At 72.2% G+C, this 15,820-nt stretch carries 16 protein-coding genes; 8 read left to right on the top strand and 8 right to left on the bottom strand.

Translation table 11 applies throughout. The annotated features are described in order from the left end of the window. Window positions 1-188: 188 nt before the first annotated feature. Window positions 189-662 carry a GNAT family N-acetyltransferase gene (locus AB0K92_RS15595; RefSeq protein WP_365923052.1) on the bottom strand — a complete coding sequence of 158 codons (474 nt, stop codon included), beginning with the start codon at window positions 660-662 and terminating at the stop codon, window positions 189-191. A gap of 2 nt (window positions 663-664) precedes the next feature. Beyond that, window positions 665-1,438, bottom strand: coding sequence for an IclR family transcriptional regulator (locus AB0K92_RS15590; RefSeq protein WP_165997308.1), 774 nt, complete (start codon window positions 1,436-1,438; stop codon window positions 665-667). 116 nt (window positions 1,439-1,554) lie between these two features. On the opposite strand from AB0K92_RS15590, the gene AB0K92_RS15585 reads away from it, so the two are divergent. The 3 genes from AB0K92_RS15585 (at window position 1,555) to AB0K92_RS15575 (ending at window position 5,160) form a co-directional block, all read left to right on the top strand. Further along, the gene (locus AB0K92_RS15585; RefSeq protein WP_365923050.1) at window positions 1,555-3,084 is read left to right on the top strand and encodes an aldehyde dehydrogenase (NADP(+)); all 1,530 of its coding nucleotides are present in this window, start codon (window positions 1,555-1,557) and stop codon (window positions 3,082-3,084) included. Between the two features lie 162 nt (window positions 3,085-3,246). Next, the gene (locus AB0K92_RS15580; RefSeq protein ID WP_365923048.1) at window positions 3,247-3,963 is read left to right on the top strand and encodes a DsbA family oxidoreductase; all 717 of its coding nucleotides are present in this window, start codon (window positions 3,247-3,249) and stop codon (window positions 3,961-3,963) included. Between the two features lie 135 nt (window positions 3,964-4,098). Continuing rightward, window positions 4,099-5,160 carry an aminotransferase class V-fold PLP-dependent enzyme gene (locus AB0K92_RS15575; protein WP_365923046.1) on the top strand — a complete coding sequence of 354 codons (1,062 nt, stop codon included), beginning with the start codon at window positions 4,099-4,101 and terminating at the stop codon, window positions 5,158-5,160. Window positions 5,161-5,227: 67 nt separating this feature from the next. Here AB0K92_RS15575 and thpD read toward each other — a convergent pair whose 3' ends face one another. From thpD to AB0K92_RS15550, 5 genes are all read right to left on the bottom strand, one after another. Then, window positions 5,228-6,160, bottom strand: a complete 933-nt coding sequence (thpD, locus tag AB0K92_RS15570) for an ectoine hydroxylase (protein WP_365923044.1) — start codon at window positions 6,158-6,160, stop codon at window positions 5,228-5,230. A gap of 6 nt (window positions 6,161-6,166) precedes the next feature. Further along, complete coding sequence (locus AB0K92_RS15565; RefSeq protein ID WP_165997302.1) at window positions 6,167-6,571, bottom strand: ectoine synthase; 405 nt, start codon at window positions 6,569-6,571, stop codon at window positions 6,167-6,169. 133 nt (window positions 6,572-6,704) lie between these two features. Then, window positions 6,705-7,976 (bottom strand): diaminobutyrate--2-oxoglutarate transaminase, encoded by a 1,272-nt coding sequence (ectB, locus tag AB0K92_RS15560; RefSeq protein ID WP_365923042.1) that lies wholly within the window; start codon window positions 7,974-7,976, stop codon window positions 6,705-6,707. Between the two features lie 13 nt (window positions 7,977-7,989). Continuing rightward, window positions 7,990-8,532, bottom strand: coding sequence for a diaminobutyrate acetyltransferase (gene ectA, locus AB0K92_RS15555; RefSeq protein ID WP_365923040.1), 543 nt, complete (start codon window positions 8,530-8,532; stop codon window positions 7,990-7,992). Between the two features lie 409 nt (window positions 8,533-8,941). Beyond that, window positions 8,942-10,042: an aminotransferase class V-fold PLP-dependent enzyme gene (locus tag AB0K92_RS15550; RefSeq protein ID WP_365923117.1), complete on the bottom strand. Its 1,101-nt coding sequence runs from the start codon at window positions 10,040-10,042 to the stop codon at window positions 8,942-8,944. Between the two features lie 228 nt (window positions 10,043-10,270). On the opposite strand from AB0K92_RS15550, the gene AB0K92_RS15545 reads away from it, so the two are divergent. The 5 genes from AB0K92_RS15545 to AB0K92_RS15525 all read left to right on the top strand — a co-directional run bounded on the left by AB0K92_RS15545 (window position 10,271) and on the right by AB0K92_RS15525 (window position 14,900). Beyond that, complete coding sequence (locus tag AB0K92_RS15545; RefSeq protein WP_365923038.1) at window positions 10,271-11,116, top strand: transporter substrate-binding domain-containing protein; 846 nt, start codon at window positions 10,271-10,273, stop codon at window positions 11,114-11,116. Continuing rightward, window positions 11,113-11,973, top strand: coding sequence for an amino acid ABC transporter permease (locus AB0K92_RS15540; RefSeq protein WP_365923036.1), 861 nt, complete (start codon window positions 11,113-11,115; stop codon window positions 11,971-11,973). The genes AB0K92_RS15545 and AB0K92_RS15540 overlap by 4 nt, the downstream gene beginning before the upstream one ends. Further along, window positions 11,970-12,761, top strand: coding sequence for an amino acid ABC transporter ATP-binding protein (locus tag AB0K92_RS15535; protein ID WP_365923033.1), 792 nt, complete (start codon window positions 11,970-11,972; stop codon window positions 12,759-12,761). The genes AB0K92_RS15540 and AB0K92_RS15535 overlap by 4 nt, the downstream gene beginning before the upstream one ends. Before the next feature lie 21 nt (window positions 12,762-12,782). Then, window positions 12,783-13,874: an amidohydrolase family protein gene (locus AB0K92_RS15530; protein ID WP_365923031.1), complete on the top strand. Its 1,092-nt coding sequence runs from the start codon at window positions 12,783-12,785 to the stop codon at window positions 13,872-13,874. Between the two features lie 162 nt (window positions 13,875-14,036). After that, window positions 14,037-14,900: an SCO1860 family LAETG-anchored protein gene (locus AB0K92_RS15525; protein WP_365923115.1), complete on the top strand. Its 864-nt coding sequence runs from the start codon at window positions 14,037-14,039 to the stop codon at window positions 14,898-14,900. 68 nt (window positions 14,901-14,968) lie between these two features. Here the strand turns inward: AB0K92_RS15525 and AB0K92_RS15520 are convergent, their stop codons facing one another. Beyond that, entirely contained in the window at window positions 14,969-15,706 is a 738-nt protein-coding gene (locus AB0K92_RS15520; protein ID WP_365923029.1) for a dienelactone hydrolase family protein, read from the bottom strand. Window positions 15,707-15,820: the final 114 nt, after the last annotated feature.

The raw sequence follows: 15,820 nt of genomic DNA, 5'->3' as shown, positions 1-15,820 counted from the left end.
TGACAAGGCGGCGGAGTCCGACGAGGCCGGGGGGCCCGACGAGCCGGACGAGCCGGGGGAGCCGGCGCTCCGGGCGGAATCGGCGACTGTGTGCGTCATGCCGCCACGCTCCCGCGCGGAGCGCGCCGCCCGCCTCCTGCCCCGCGACGATCCGCCTCCGCCGCGTGGGGGAGAACCGCGCCGCGGGGTCACTCCGCCAGCCGGAGCACCACTTCCTCGATCTCCTCGCCGCGCGCGGCCGCGTACCCCCGCTCCCGGGCGGTCTCCCGGAAGCCGCAGCGGGCCAGCACGCGCAGCGACCCGGCGTTGTCGGCCGCCGCGCGGGCGTACAGCGGGCGTTCGGGGACCTCGGCGAGCAGGGCGCGCAGCGCGGCGGTGGCCACGCCGCGGCCCCAGTAGGCGCGGTCCACCCAGTAGGTGACCTCGCGTTCGCCGGGCACGCCGTAGACGGCCGCGCTGCCCACCACGTCACCGTCGAGCAGCACCGTGCGGGCGTGCACGTCGGCCGACGCGCGCACCCGCCGCCAGTGCTCCTCGAAGGCGGACCGGTCGGCCGGGTCCGGCGGGGTGAACGCGGCCATCCGCAGGGACTCGGGGTCGTTCAGCTGCCGGTAGAAGACCGGCAGGTCGCTGTCGTGGACGGGCCGGAGCGCCACCTGCACGGTCAGAGCCTCCGCGTCGCCAGGGTGAGCCGGTCCCGGGCGTCGAACAGGGCGTCCTTCACCATCTGTTCGTGCGCGGGCGTGAGCCGGGCGACCGGGATGGAGCAGCTGATCGCGTCGCGGGCCGGGGTGCGGTAGGGGATCGCCACGCCGAAGCAGCGCAGGCCCAGCGTGTTCTCCTCGCGGTCGACGGCGTACCCCTGCTCCCGCACCTGGTGCAGCTCCTCGATGAGCTTCTCGCGGTCGGTGATGGTGTTCTCGGTGAGCGCGGGCAGCGTCTCCGGGAGCATCTTGCGGACCTGCTCGTCGCTGTAGGTGCTCAGCAGCGCCTTGCCGAGGGAGGTCGAGTGGGCGGGCAGGCGCCGGCCGACCCGGGTGAACGGGCGCAGGTAGTGCTGGGACTGACGGGTCGCCAGATAGACGACGTTGGTGCCGTCGAGGCGGGCCAGGTGGATGGTCTCGGTGGTGTCGTCGGAGAGCCGGTCCAGGGTGGGCCGGGCGACCGCGACGACCTCGTCGCCGTCGATGTAGGAGGTGCCGACCAGCAGCGCGCGCACCCCGATGCCGTACCGGGTGCCGGTCGCGTCGGTCTCCACCCAGCCGAGTTCGACCAGGGTGCGCAGCAGCATGTACAGGCTGGACTTCGGGTACCCGACGGCCTCCTGGACCGACGCGAGGGAGTGCATACCGGGGCGGGCCGCGAAGTACTCCAGCAGCTCCACCGTCCGCACCGCCGACTTGACCTGCGCTCCGCCGCCCGTCTCGCCTGCCGACATCGCCCTTGACCCCTTCGTTGGACGGGAAATAGTCTCTCGATCGTTCATCATCAGAGACAGTGTTCAGTATATCGAACGCCCCTGCCGGGCGGGAGACATACTGGGAGGGACCCGTGGTGGCAGCAGCACCAGTCTGGAGTGTCGACCCCCGTACCGGGAAGCAGCGGGAACAGGTTGCGGTGGAGGCCACAGCCCAGGAGGTGGACACCGCCGTCCGCGCCGCGCACGAGGCCCGCGGCGCCCTGACCGACCGCACGGTCCGCGCCGCCTTCCTGCGCACCGCCGCCGACCGCCTCGACGCCGCCCGGGACCGGCTCGTCGGGACCGCCGACGCCGAGACCGCGCTCGGCCCCGTCCGGCTCACCGGCGAACTCGCCCGCACCTGCTACCAGCTGCGCGCCTTCGCGGACATCGTCGACGAGGGCGCCTACCTCGACGTCGTCATCAACCACCCCGACGACACCGCCACCCCGCCCATCCCGGACCTGCGCCGCTACAAGGTCCCGCTCGGTGTCGTCGCCGTCTACTCCGCCTCCAACTTCCCCTTCGCGTTCTCCGTCGCCGGCGGCGACACCGCGAGCGCGCTCGCCGCGGGCTGCCCCGTCGTCGTCAAGGCCCACCCCGACCACCCGGCGCTGTCCGAGCAGGTCGCCGCGGTGCTGCGGGAGGCCGCCGCCGAGCACGGCATCCCCGCCGGGGTGGTGGGCCTGGTGCACGGCTTCGAGGTGGGCGTCGAGCTGATCAAGCACCCGCTGATCGCCGCGGCCGGCTTCACCGGATCCGTACGGGGCGGCCGTGCCCTCTTCGACGCGGCCGCCGCGCGTCCCGTGCCCATCCCCTTCCACGGCGAGCTGGGCTCCCTCAACCCGGTCCTCGTCACCGAGGCCGCGGCGGCCGAGCGCGCCGAGGCGATCGGCAGCGGGCTCGCCGGGTCGATGACCCTCGGTGTCGGCCAGTTCTGCGTGAAACCCGGACTGGTCCTGGCCCCGGCGGGCGACGCGGGCGACCAGCTGGTCAAGTCGCTCGCCGAGGCCGTGAGCGCCGTCGACGCCGGGGTGCTGCTCGACCACCGGATGCGGGACAACTTCGTCGCGGGCGTCGCCGAGCGGGCCCAGCTGCCGGACGTGGAGGCGCCGGTGACGCCGGGCGAGGGCGGGGAGCACACCGTCAGCCCCGGCTTCCTGACCGTGCCGGCGAGCCGGCTGGCCGCCGAGGGCGAGCACGACCTGCTGCTGGAGGAGTGCTTCGGGCCGGTGACCGTCGTCGCCCGTTACCGGGACGAGGCCGAGGCGAAGACCGTGCTGTCGCGGCTGCCGGGCAACCTCACGGCGACCGTGCACCTGTCCTCGGCCGAGGCGGCGGGGGAGGGCCGGGGTCCGGAGATCCTGGCCGAGCTGACGCCGCTCGCCGGACGGGTCCTGGTCAACGGGTGGCCGACCGGGGTCGCCGTCGCGCCTGCGCAGCACCACGGCGGGCCCTACCCCGCCACCACGTCGACCTCGACGTCGGTGGGCGGGACCGCCATCGAGCGGTGGCTGCGGCCCGTGGTCTACCAGGGGGCGCCGGAGGCGCTGCTGCCGCCGGAGCTGCGGGACGAGAATCCGCTCGGGCTGCCCCGGCGGTTCAACGGGGTGCTGGAGCGGTAGCGCCGTGGGGGTGCGGCGGGATCCGGGCTGCCGGTCGTGTGCGGTCGCTCGCGCAGTTCCCCGCGCCCCTGCTCGGCGGAATGGATCCCGGCGTTTGAATGTTCACGTACTTCGCGGGGGACATCCGTCCTCCGTGAACCACTGAGCTGGAGAGCCGAGAACATGCGCGTCGAGATCTGGAGCGACATCGCCTGTCCCTGGTGTTACGTGGGCAAGGCCCGCTTCGAGAAGGCGCTGGCGGCCTTCCCGCACCGCGACGAGGTCGAGGTGGTGCACCGCTCCTTCGAGCTGGACCCCGACCGCCCGAAGGGCGACACCGGACCCGTCGTCCCGATGCTGGCCCGCAAGTACGGCATCTCCGAGGAGCAGGCCCAGGCCGCCGAGGACAACCTGGGCACCCAGGCGGCGGCCGAGGGCCTGGCCTACCGCACCCGCGGCCGGGACCACGGCAACACCTTCGACATGCACCGGCTGCTCCACCACGCCAAGCGGTACGGCCGCCAGGGCGAGCTGATCCAGCGGCTGTACGAGGCGAACTTCGCCGAGGAGGAGTCCGTCTTCGCGGACACCGAGCGGCTAGTCGCGATCGCCGCCGACGCCGGCCTGGACGCCGCCGAGGCCCGTGCCGTGCTCGCCGACCCCGACGCCTACGCCGACGAGGTCCGCGCCGACGAGCAGGAGGCCGCCCGGCTCGGCGCCACCGGGGTGCCGTTCTTCGTGCTCGACCGGAAGTACGGCATCTCCGGCGCGCAGCCCGCCGAGGTCTTCGCCCAGGCGCTCCGCCAGGCCTGGGGCGAGCGCTCGCCGCTCACCCTGCTCGACCGGGGGGACGCCGACGCGTGCGGCCCGGACGGCTGCGCCGTGCCCCAGCCGTCCTAGCGGTCCTGGCTGCCCCCAGCTGTCCTGGCCGACCGGCGAAAGCCGCAGGTCGGCGCGGACTCATAAGGAACGCTTAGAGAAACCGCGTAAAAAGACGCAATGGACGAGGGAAGGCCGGGGGCCCAGAGTGGACTCATGGAGACCACCAGCGCCCTCGACGCCCTCGTCCATGCCGAGTTCAGCCCCGCGACCACCTTCCTGAACACCGCGAGCAACAGCCTGCTGCCCGCCCGCGCCGTCACCGCCCTGCACGAGGCGGCACTGCTGCGGGCCGAGGGCCGGCCGCTGACCCCGCTGTACGAGGACGTCGAGGCGTGCCGGGCCGCCTACGCCCGGCTGGCCGGCGTCCCGGTGACCCGGGTCGCCCTGGGCGCGTCGGTCGCCGCGCACACCGGACTGATCGCCGCCTCCCTGCCCGCCGGCGCCGAAGTCATCACCGCGGAGGACGACTTCACCTCCGTGCTCAACGCGTTCCACGTCCGCGGCGACCTCAAGGTCCGCACCGTCCCGCTGGAGCGGATCGCCGAGTCCGTCCGCCCCGGCACCGCGCTCGTCGCGGTCAGCGCCGTCCAGTCCGCCGACGGACGGATCGCCGACCTCACCGCCCTGCGGGAGGCCGCCCGCGCCCACGGGGCGCGCACCTACGTCGACTACTCCCAGGCCGCCGGCTGGCTCCCGATGGACGCCGCCGCCGACGACTTCGGCGCCTCCGTCTCCTTCAAGTGGCTGCTCGGCCCGCACGGCGCCGCCTTCCTCGTCGTCCCCGAGGACTTCGGCGGGCTCACCCCGCTGCTGGCGGGCTGGGTCGCCGGGGAGCGCCCGTGGGACAGCACCTACGGCCCGGTGACCGAGTACGCCCGCAGCGCCCGGCGGTTCGACCTCACCCCGGCCCTGTTCACCTTCGCCGGTCTGCGCCGCTCCCTGGAGCTGATCGAGGAGGCCGGAGTGGCCACCGTGCACGCCCACGACGTGGCGCTCGCCGACCGGTTCCGGGCCGGGCTCGCGCGCCTCGGCCACGAGCCCGTGCCCGCTCCCGGGTCGGCGATCGTCTCCGTGCCGGGCCTCGGCTCCCGCCAGCCCGAGCTGAGCGAGGCGGGGATCGAGGTGTCCGACCGCGCGGGCAACCTGCGCGCCGCCTTCCACCTGTACAACACGGCCGCGGACGTGGACCGGCTGCTGGACGTGCTGGCCGGCTGAGCACGACAGGGGAGCGGGCGGCGTCCCGAGGACACCGCCCGCTCCCGTATCCCGTACGCCTGCCGCGTCAGCGCACCGGCGTGAAGTCGCGCGCCCCGATGAACTCGGGCCGCCGCACCGGCGCCGCGAACGGCTCGACCGCCGTGTTCTCCACGCTGTTGAACACGATGAAGACGTTGCTGCGCGGGAACGGCGTGATGTTGTCACCGGAGCCGTGCATGGCGTTGCAGTCGAACCAGGTCGCCGAGCCGGCCTTGCCGGTGAACAGCCGGATGCCGTACTCGGAGGCCAGCTTGGTCAGCGCCTCGTCGGACGGGGTGCCCGCGTCCTGCATCTGCAGCGACTTCTTGTAGTTGTCCTTGGGCGTCTCGCCCGCACAGCCCAGGAACGTCTTGTGCGAGCCGGGCATGATCATCAGCCCGCCGTTGGTGTCGAAGTTCTCGGTCAGGGCGATCGAGACGGACACCGTCCGCATGTTCGGCAGGCCGTCCTCGGCGTGCCAGGTCTCGAAGTCCGAGTGCCAGTAGAAGCCGCTTGCGCCGAAGCCGGGCTTGACGTTGATCCGCGACTGGTGGACGTAGACGTCCGAGCCGAGGATCTGCCGGGCACGGCCGACGACCCGCTCGTCGCGCACCAGGTTCGCGAACACCTCGCTGATCCGGTGCACCTCGAAGACGGACCGGATCTCCTTCGACTTCGGCTCGACGATCGAGCGCTCGTCGGCGCGGATCTCCGGGTCGGTGACCAGCCGCTCCAGCTCCCGCCGGTAGACGGCCACCTCGGCCTCGGTGATCAGCTGGTCGATGGCGAGGAAGCCGTCGCGCTCGAACGCCTCGAGATCGGCCGGACCGAACGGACCGGGCGCGTCGGGAGCGCCCCAGACGACCGGGTCCTGGCGCGGGATCAGCACCTCGCTGGTGCCCCGGGTCGGGTAGAGGTCGGTGACGGTCGGCTGCGCGGTGGTGGTGGTCGCGGCGGTGGTGGTCGTGGTGGTGGTCATGGGTCGTCACACCTCCTCGGGTTCGGTGAGCAGCGGGTAGACGCCGTTCTCGTCGTGGTCCTCCCGTCCGGTCACCGGCGGGTTGAACACGCAGATGCAGCGGAAGTCCTCCTTGACGCGCAGCGTGTGCCGCTCGTGCCCGTCGAGGAGGTACATGGTCCCGGGCGTGATGGTGTACGTCCGCCCGGTCTCGTGGTCGGTCAGCTCGGCCTCGCCCTCGACGCAGACCACGGCCTCGATGTGGTTGGCGTACCACATCGACGTCTCCGTGCCGGCGTAGAGGACCGTCTCGTGCAGCGAGAAGCCGACCCTCTCCCGGGCGAGGACGATGCGTTTGCTCTCCCACGTCCCGGACGCGGCCTTCACGTGCCGGTCGGTGCCTTCGATCTCCTTGAACGAACGGACGATCACGGTGGAGCGATACCTCCTGGATGGCGGTCGGGCGTACGGGTGTCCGGTGAGCCGGCGGGCCGACAGGCCGGCCGAGGGCTCAGGACACAGGTACTCAGGGACTCAGGTAGTCAGGGACTCAGGGACTCAGGGATCAGCGGGTCTCGCGGACGGCGCGGGCCAGCGTCGTCAGGCCCTCGTCCAGCTCGTCCGGGGTGATGGTCAGGGCGGGCAGCAGCTTGACGACCTCGCTCTCCGGGCCGGACGTCTCGATCAGCAGCCCCAGTTCGAAGGCGCGGCGCGCGACCCGCTCGGCCCGGCTCTTGTCGTGGAACTCCAGGCCCCACACCAGGCCGCGGCCCCGGTACTCCTTGACGTCGGCCAGGTTCTCCTCGGTGACGGCGATCAGCGCCTGCTCGACCTGCTCGCCGCGCGCCCGGGTCTGCTTCTCCATGGCGGAGCCGTCGGTCCAGTACGTCTCCAGCGCGGCGCTGGCCGTGACGAAGGCCGGGTTGTTGCCGCGGAAGGTGCCGTTGTGCTCGCCCGGCTCCCAGATGTCCAGCTCCGGCTTGAACAGGGTCAGCGACATCGGCAGGCCGTAGCCGCTGATGGACTTGGAGACGGTGACGATGTCCGGGGTGATGCCCGCCTCCTCGAAGGAGAAGAAGGCGCCGGTACGGCCGCACCCCATCTGGATGTCGTCGACGATGAGCAGCATGTCCTGGCGCGCGCACAGGTCGGCGAGCGCCCGCAGCCACTCCGCGCGCGCCACGTTGATGCCGCCCTCGCCCTGCACCGTCTCGACGATCACGGCGGCCGGCTTGTTCAGCCCGGAGCCCTGGTCCTCCAGCAGCCGCTCGAACCACAGGAAGTCCGGCACCGTGCCGTCGAAGTAGTTGTCGAAGGGCATCGGCGTGCCGTGCACCAGCGGGATACCGGCACCGGCCCGCTTGAAGGCGTTGCCGGTCACGGCGAGCGAGCCCAGCGACATGCCGTGGAAGGCGTTGGTGAACGACACGATCGCCTCGCGCCCCTTCACCTTCCGCGCCAGCTTCAGGGCGGACTCCACGGCGTTGGTGCCCGTCGGGCCCGGGAACATGACCTTGTACGGCAGGTCGCGCGGGCGCAGCACCAGGTCCTGGAAGGTCTGCAGGAAGCGGCGTTTGGCGGTGGTCGACATGTCGAGGCCGTGGGTGACGCCGTCCCGCTCCAGATAGTCGAGCAGCGCGCGTTTCAGCACGGGGTTGTTGTGGCCGTAGTTGAGCGAACCGGCCCCGGCGAAGAAGTCGAGGTACTCGTGGCCGTCCTCGTCGTACATACGGCTGCCGTGTGCCCGGTCGAAGACGGTGGGCCAGCCGCGGCAGTAGCTGCGCACCTCGGACTCCACGGTCTCGAAGACGCTCAGGTCGGGCTGGGTGATGGTCACGGCGAATCGCTCCTCAGTGCGAGAGGTGGGGGGTCAACGGGCCGATGCGGTAGAGGACTTCGGGGTCGTGCGGGCCGTCCGGGAACAGCGGGGTGTCGAACAGGACCTCCCGCTCGACCCGGGCGCCGTGCCGGGTGGCGAACGAGGTGAACAGGCGCTCCGAGGCGGTGTTGTCCGGGGTGATCGTGGTCTCCACGCAGATCACCTCCAGGTCGGCCGCGACCCGTGCGGCCAGCGCGTCGAGCAGCCGGGCCGCGATGCCGCGGCCGCGGTGGCGGGGGTCGACGGCCACCTGCCACACGAGCAGGGTCCGCGGACGGTCCGGCCGCAGGTACCCGGTGACGAACCCGACGGTTTCCCCGTCGCCGTCGCGCGCCACCGCGGAGGTCTCGGCGAAGTCCCGGCACCACAGCAGATAGCTGTAGGAGGAGTTCAGGTCGAGCGTTCCGGATTCCTTGGCGAGCCGCCACAGAGCGGCCCCGTCCGCCACCGACGGGCGGTCGATGAACAGGTCTGCTGATGTCTCTGTCGGTGTGTCTGCTGGTGCGGCAGTCATGCGGATCGAATTTAGCGAGCGGAATTCGAAATTGCATGGCCGCTAGGGGTTGGGTGTCCGGGCCATCTGTGTTATCACGCGGGTGCCTGCGAGGCGAATGATGCTAGTTCGCCCGGAAAATCCACCACAAATCGGACGCGTTGTGTAACGCGTCACAACCATGTCACCCCTGTGAGATCCGCCCGAATTACTCGTTCGACGTTTGCAAAATCTTCGCGTTTAGGGTCGGTGAAACGGGGCAGAAGAATACGGGAAGCTACCGCTGAATTGTTTTACATATAGAGTCGTAAAGGGTTCCGAATTCATTCACGGGCAACCAGGGAAATGCAGTACGCGAATGAGAACCCAGCGCAGTCCGGAATCGAGCCCGCCCACCGGCCCCCGGGGGGCCGGTGGGCCCGCGCGGTCGTCAGTTCCAGGCGGTCTCCGCGGCGCGGCGGGCCGACTCCAGGTCCACCGCCGCACCCTGCTCGGCCAGCGCGGCGCCCAGCGCCGCGAGGGAGGCCTGGACGGTGCCCGGGGTCGCGTCGGGGCCGTAGTGGTTGACGCGGATCATCTCCTTGGCCAGCGCGCCGCCGCCCGCGGCCAGGGGCAGCGCCGGGTCGCTCGCCAGGGCGCGGGCGACCAGGTCGGAGGCCGGCACGCCCGCCGGGGCGCGCAGCGTCGTCGCCACCGGCGCCGCCTCCGCCGGGTCGTGGACGTACGGCTCCAGACCCCCGCCGAGCGCCACCGCGCCCGCGCGGGTCGCCGCCGCGGCGGAGCGGTGCCGGGCCATGACCGTCTCCAGGCCCTCCGCCTCGATCCGTTCGACGCACGCCTCCAGCGCCAGCATCTCCAGCTGCGCCGGCGCGTGCAGCAGCGCCTTGCGGCCGCCGTCGACCCAGCGCTCCTTCCAGTCGAGGAGCGAGAGGTAGGAGCGGCGCGGCGCGCGCGGGTTGGCCGCCATCCGGGCCCACGCCCGCTCGCTCACCGACACCGCCGACACGCCCGCCGGGCCGCCCATCGCCTTCTGCGCGCCGATCACGCACAGGTCCACGCCCCAGGCGTCCGGCAGCACCGGCTCCGCGCCGACGGACGCGACGGCGTCCAGGTAGAACAGCGCGCCGTGCGCGCGGACCACCTCGCCGATCTCCGCGACCGGGTTGGTGTTGCCGGTCGCCGCCTCCGCGTGCACCAGGGAGACGAAGTCGATCTCCGGGTGCTCGGCGAACGCCTCCCGGATCTGCCCGGCGGTCACCGCCGTGTGGAACGGCACGGCGAGGTCGTACACCGTCGCCCCGCAGTCCCGCAGCCAGTCCCCGAAGGTCTGCCCGTACGGCCCGGTGATCACGTTCAGTGCGACCGTGCCCGGCCCGGCGGTGCCGCGGATGGCCCCCTCCAGCGGCAGCAGCGCCTCACCCTGCATGATCACGACGTCCTGCCGGGTGTCCAGCAGCCGGGCGACCCGGTCCTCGATCGCGGCGAAGCGCGCGGCGGTCAGCGGGGGCAGGTCGAGGAAGGGGTGGGTCACTGCGGTGCTCTCTTCGCTCACGGGGCGGACGACGTCGAGGGTAGCGGGGCCGCGCCGGCCGCCCGCCCGGCCCCCGCCGCGCCGCGGCCGGCGGGGCGCGCAGCCCTTCCGCCGCACCCGTCGTGGCGCGACTTCTTAGGCCGAACCGCCCCACTGGCATCAGTTCTATTTGAGTGACCCAAACATTTCCTTATAATCGGAACTCACTGTTCCCTTAGGAGGTCCCCCGTGAACACCGTCCTCGGGCGCCGGGCCCGTCTCCTGGTCGCCGCCACCGCGACGGCCGGGCTGGTCCTCGTAGCCGGCTGCACCTCCAGCGACAACGGCGCCGGCGGCGAGAAGACCGCCGCCGGCGGTGTCGAGCTGGTCAAGGCCGGGCAGCTCACCACCTGCACCCACCTGCCGTACCCGCCCTTCCAGTCGGAGATCGACGGCAAGGTGCAGGGCTTCGACGTCGCGCTGATCGACCTGGTCGCCGACGACCTGGGCGTGAAGCAGCAGATCCTCGACCAGCCCTTCGAGAACTTCAAGACGGGTGGCTCCCTCAACGCCGGCCAGTGCGACCTCGCCGCCGCCGGCATGACCATCACCGAGGAGCGCAAGAAGAACGTCGACTTCTCGGACCCGTACTTCGAGGCCACCCAGGCCGTCCTCGCCGACAAGAAGAGCGGCATCTCGTCCTTCGCGGACCTCAAGGGGAAGAAGGTCGGCGCCCAGGCGCAGACCACCGGCGAGGACTACGCCAAGAGCAAGGGTCTGGACCCGGTCTCCTTCGAGTCCTCCGACGCCGTCCTCAACGGCCTGCGCACCGGCCAGGTCGAAGCGGTCGTCATCGACTACCCGGTGGTCCAGGGCTGGCTGAAGGACAAGGCCAACGCCGACGCCTTCCAGGTCGCCGAGCAGCTCCACACCGGCGAGCAGTACGGCTTCACGGTGAAGAAGGGCAACGACAAGCTGCGCGAGGCCATCAACAAGGCCATCGCGGACGCCAAGGCCGACGGGACGTACAAGAAGCTGTACGAGCAGTGGATCGGTCCGTACGACGCGTCCGCCGCCTCCCCGTCCGCCTCATGACGAACCCGGACACCCCGGACACCGCACTCCAGCCGAACCAGCCGAAGCAGCCGAAGAAAAAGCGCCTGACGCGGCGGCAGAAGCGCAGCCTCTCGCGCGGCGTCCAGTACGCCGTCTTCGTCGCGGCTGTGATCGCCTTCGCGGTCACGGCCGACTGGGACCGGCTGGCCAACCAGTTCGCGCAAGCCGACCTCGCGGAGCAGATGTTCCCCGAGGTCATCACGCTGGCGCTGAAGAACACCGTGCTCTACACCGTCTCCGGCTTCGCCGTCGGCCTGGTGCTGGGCATGGTCATCGCGCTGATGCGGCTGTCCTCCGTCGGCCCGTACCGCTGGCTCGCCGGCGTCTACATCGAGATCTTCCGCGGCCTGCCCGCCCTGCTGATCTTCATCTTCATCGGGGTGGCCGTCCCGCTGGCCTTCCCCGGCACGGAGATCGTCGGCGGCACCTACGGCAAGGTGGCCCTCGCGCTCGGCCTGGTCGCCGCCGCCTACATGGCGGAGACCTTCCGCGCGGGCATCCAGGCCATCCCCAAGGGCCAGATGGAGGCCGCCCGCTCACTGGGCTTCTCCCACGCGCGGGCGATGATCTCGATCATCCTGCCGCAGTCCCTCCGGGTCATCCTGCCGCCGCTCACCAACGAACTGGTCCTGCTCTTCAAGGACTCCTCGCTGGTGCTGTTCCTCGGGGTCACCCTGGAGGAGCGGGAGCTGTCCAAGTTCGGCCGCGACCTGGCCAGCCAGACCGCCAACTCCACGCCGATCCTCGTCGCCGGCCTGTGCTACCTGCTGGTCACGATCCCGCTCGGCTTCGTCGTACGCCGCATGGAGGCGAAGGCCCAGGAGGCCGTGAAATGAGCCGCCCCGAGATCGAGATCCACGGCCTGCACAAGTCCTTCGGCGACAACCGGGTGCTGCGCGGCATCGACCTGGAGATCCGCCAGGGCGAGGTCGTCTGCGTCATCGGCCCGTCCGGCTCCGGCAAGTCCACACTGCTGCGGTGCGTGAACCTGCTGGAGGAGCCCACCGAGGGCCGGGTGTTCGTCGGCGGCACCGAGGTCACCGACCCCGACGTCGACATCGACGCCGTACGCCGCCGCATCGGCATGGTCTTCCAGCAGTTCAACCTCTTCCCGCACCTCACCGTGACCGAGAACCTGACGCTGCCGCAGCGCCGGGTGCTCAAGCGGGACAAGGCGGAGGCCGCCCGGATCGCCGCCGAGAACCTGGCCCGCGTCGGCCTCGCGGAGAAGGCGGACGCCTACCCGTCCTCCCTCTCCGGCGGCCAGCAGCAGCGCGTCGCCATCGCCCGCGCCCTCGCCATGGGCCCCGAGGTGATGCTGTTCGACGAGCCGACCTCCGCGCTCGACCCGGAGCTGGTCGGCGACGTCCTCGCGGTGATGCGGATGCTCGCCCAGGAGGGCATGACGATGATGGTCGTCACCCACGAGATGACCTTCGCCCGCGAGGTCGCCGACCGGGTCGTCTTCATGGACGGCGGCGTCATCGTGGAGGACGGCGAGCCCGAGCAGGTCATCACCCGCCCCGCCCACGAACGCACCCGGCACTTCCTGTCCCGCCTGCTCGACCCGGCGATGGCGGACGTCGAGGAGGAGATCTCGGACCAGGTGGGGAAGTCCGACTAGCGGCTCACTAGGGTGCGGTGCATGAGCGATGGAGCGGTGCTGCACGTGAAGGGCCGGGTGCTCGTCTCACCCGACGACGTCCGCGACGAACTGTGGGTCGTCGGCGGGCGGATCACCTACGACCGTCCCGCCGGCGCCCGCGAGGTGCGCACGGTGACCGGCTGGGCGCTGCCCGGCCTGGTCGACGCCCACTGCCACGTGGGCCTCGACGCGCACGGCGCGGTGCCGCGGGAGGTCGCCGAGCGGCAGGCGCTGACCGACCGGGACGCGGGCACCCTGCTGATCCGCGACGCCGGATCGCCCTCCGACACCCGCTGGGTCGACGACCGCGACGACCTCCCGAAGATCATCCGCGCCGGACGGCACATCGCCCGCACCCGCCGCTACATCCGCAACTACGCCTGGGAGATCGAACCGGACGACCTCGTCGCCTACGTCGCCCAGGAGGCCCGGCGCGGCGACGGCTGGGTCAAGCTGGTCGGCGACTGGATCGACCGCGACCTCGGCGACCTGTCGGCGTGCTGGCCCCGCGAGGCGGCCGAGGCGGCCATCGCCGAGGCCCACCGCCTGGGCGCCCGCGTGACGGCGCACTGCTTCGCAAAGGACTCGCTGCGCGACCTGGTCGAGGCGGGCATCGACTGCATCGAGCACGCGACGGGCCTCACCGAGGACCTGATCCCGCTCTTCGCCGAGCGGGGCGTCGCCATCGTCCCCACCCTCGTCAACATCGCCACCTTCCCCCGGCTCGCCGAGGGCGGCGAGGCCAAGTTCCCCCGCTGGGCCGACCACATGCGCCGCCTGCACGCCCGCCGCTACGACACCGTCCGCTCCGCCCACGACGCCGGCATCCCCGTCTTCGTCGGCACCGACGCCGGCGGCTCCCTCCCGCACGGCCTCGCGGGCGCCGAGATCGCCGAACTGGTCACGGCCGGCATCCCGGCGGTGGAGGCGATCTCCGCCGCCACCTGGGCGGCCCGCGCCTGGCTCGGCCGCCCCGGCCTGGACGAGGGCGCCCCCGCCGACCTGGTCGTCTACGAGGAGGACCCGCGCGCGGACGTACGCGTGCTGACGGCGCCGCGACGGGTGGTGCTGAACGGCCGCGTCGTCGGCTGAGACCCCTTCGGATTCGAAAAGGCATACACCGAACTCCCGTTGGGGTGAACTCCCGTCGGATCGCTGACTGCCGGGACGCGGTACGACAGTCTTTCCGCGTCCCGAGCACGTCTCTTCAGGTCCTCAGGGAGTCCCGCCTTGAACACCACCCCCCGCTTCGGCATGCCCGTACGCGGACTCGTCACCGTGGCGACCGCCACCGCCCTGGCCGCCGCCGGACCCGCGGCCCTCGCGCACGCGACCCCCGGCCCCGGCGGCGAGGGCCGGGCGACCGCGGTGGTCCTGCGCACCGGCCTCGACGTCTCGTTGCTGAACAAGACCGTGAACGTCCCCCTCACGGCCTCCCTCAACGACGTCCGGGCGCCGCGGAGCGCGGAGAAGACCGCGCTGACCGTACGACTGGACGGCGTGGACGGCGGCAAGCCGTTCAGCGTGCTCAGCGCGGACGCGGCCCGGTCGAAGGCCACGGTGGAGAACGGCACCGCCCGGGGCAGCGCCCGCCTGGCCCACGCCAAGGTGCACGTCCCCGGCCTCCCCCTGCTCTCCCTGATCGAGGTCGAACAGGTCACCGCCACCGCGACGTGCGAGGCGGGGAAGGCCCCGGTGGCCGAGTCGAACCTGCTGGGCGCCGTCACCGTCCTCGGCAAGCGGGTCACGCTCACCCCCGGCGGCACCACGAACGTCCGGATACCGGGCGTCGGTGAGGTCCGCCTCGACCTCTCCCACCGCGAGACCACCTCCCGCACGGCCGCCGCCACCGCGCTCGAACTGGCGGTCTCGGTCAATCCGCTGAAGCTCAACGTGGCGGAGGTCCAGGGCACGGTCACCCTGGCACAGGCCACCTGCGAGACCCCGCGGACCACCGCCCCGAGCCCCGCCCCCGGCATCGAACCGCAGGGCGGCCCGGCCGGGGCGGATCTCGCCGAGACCGGCGGCAGCGCGACGACGCCGTACCTCGCGGCAGGGGCGGTCGCCCTGCCGGCGGCAGGAGCGGCGGTGGCGGCACGGGCCCGCCGCCGCGGCTGAGAGGGGGATCGAGGACGAGGCCGTTCGGGCCGACAGGGGTGCGGGGAAGGGAGCCCCGCCTGGCCGGGTCAGGCCCCCGGGTCCTCCGTCACGGGCAGGCACTCGGCGAGCAGGGCGACGACATCGCGCCAGGCGCGCCGCGCGTGCTGTGGGTGGTAGCCGACACCGGGGACCACGGGGTGGTCGACCGTCGGGTGGTGGAAGCCGTGCAGGGCGCCGCCATAGACCGCGAGGCGCCAGTCGACGCCCGCGGCCTGCATCTCGGCGGCGAACGCCTCGCGTTGCGCGGGCGGCATGATCGGGTCCTCCGATCCGACCCCGGCCCACACCGGGCAGCGGATGCGCGCCGCCTCGCCCGGCCGGCCCGTGGTGGTGGCGTTGACGGTCCCGATCGCGCGCAGGTCGACGCCGGCTCGCCCGAGTTCCAGTGCGATGGCGCCCCCGGTGCCGTAGCCGATGGCGGCGATCCGGCCGGGGTCGGTCCGGGGCTCGGCGCGCACCACGTCGAGTGCCGCCTGGCCGATGTGCCGCATCCGGTCGGGATCGGCGAGCAGTGGCAGGCAACGGGCCAGCATCTCCTCGGGGTCGCTCAAGTAGCGCCCGCCGTGGAGGTCGAAGGCCAGCGCCACGTATCCCAGCTCGGCGAGCGCATCGGCGCGGCGACGCTCGACGTCGCTGAGCCCCATGCCTTCCGGTCCGAGCAGCACCGCGGGCCGGCGGCCGGCACCGGCCGGGAGCGCGAGGTGCCCGATCATCGTCAGACCGTCGGCCGGGTACTCGACCGTACGCGTCGTCATCGCCGTCATGAGACCGGACTGTAGTGATCGTCGAGCCCGGTCGGGCCGGTGTTCTGCCGCCGGCAGAACAGCGTGGGTGTCCCTTTGACACGGCGCCTGACGCGGCGCCTGACACGCTGTCTG

The organism is Streptomyces sp. NPDC052687 (assembly GCF_040678395.1).
GTDB lineage: Bacteria > Actinomycetota > Actinomycetes > Streptomycetales > Streptomycetaceae > Streptomyces.
Note: the sequence above shows the minus strand (reverse complement) of the source record. Positions and strands in the feature narration are given on the sequence as shown.

Coding starts and splice junctions, on each gene's coding strand:
- AB0K92_RS15590 (WP_165997308.1), bottom strand. CDS start 1,438: ATGTCGGCAGGCGAGACGGGCGGCGGAGCGCAGGTCAAGTCGGCGGTG.
- AB0K92_RS15580 (WP_365923048.1), top strand. CDS start 3,247: ATGCGCGTCGAGATCTGGAGCGACATCGCCTGTCCCTGGTGTTACGTG.
- AB0K92_RS15575 (WP_365923046.1), top strand. CDS start 4,099: ATGGAGACCACCAGCGCCCTCGACGCCCTCGTCCATGCCGAGTTCAGC.
- thpD (WP_365923044.1), bottom strand. CDS start 6,160: ATGACCACCACCACGACCACCACCGCCGCGACCACCACCACCGCGCAG.
- ectA (WP_365923040.1), bottom strand. CDS start 8,532: ATGACTGCCGCACCAGCAGACACACCGACAGAGACATCAGCAGACCTG.
- AB0K92_RS15540 (WP_365923036.1), top strand. CDS start 11,113: ATGACGAACCCGGACACCCCGGACACCGCACTCCAGCCGAACCAGCCG.
- AB0K92_RS15535 (WP_365923033.1), top strand. CDS start 11,970: ATGAGCCGCCCCGAGATCGAGATCCACGGCCTGCACAAGTCCTTCGGC.
- AB0K92_RS15530 (WP_365923031.1), top strand. CDS start 12,783: ATGAGCGATGGAGCGGTGCTGCACGTGAAGGGCCGGGTGCTCGTCTCA.
- AB0K92_RS15525 (WP_365923115.1), top strand. CDS start 14,037: ATGCCCGTACGCGGACTCGTCACCGTGGCGACCGCCACCGCCCTGGCC.
- AB0K92_RS15520 (WP_365923029.1), bottom strand. CDS start 15,706: ATGACGGCGATGACGACGCGTACGGTCGAGTACCCGGCCGACGGTCTG.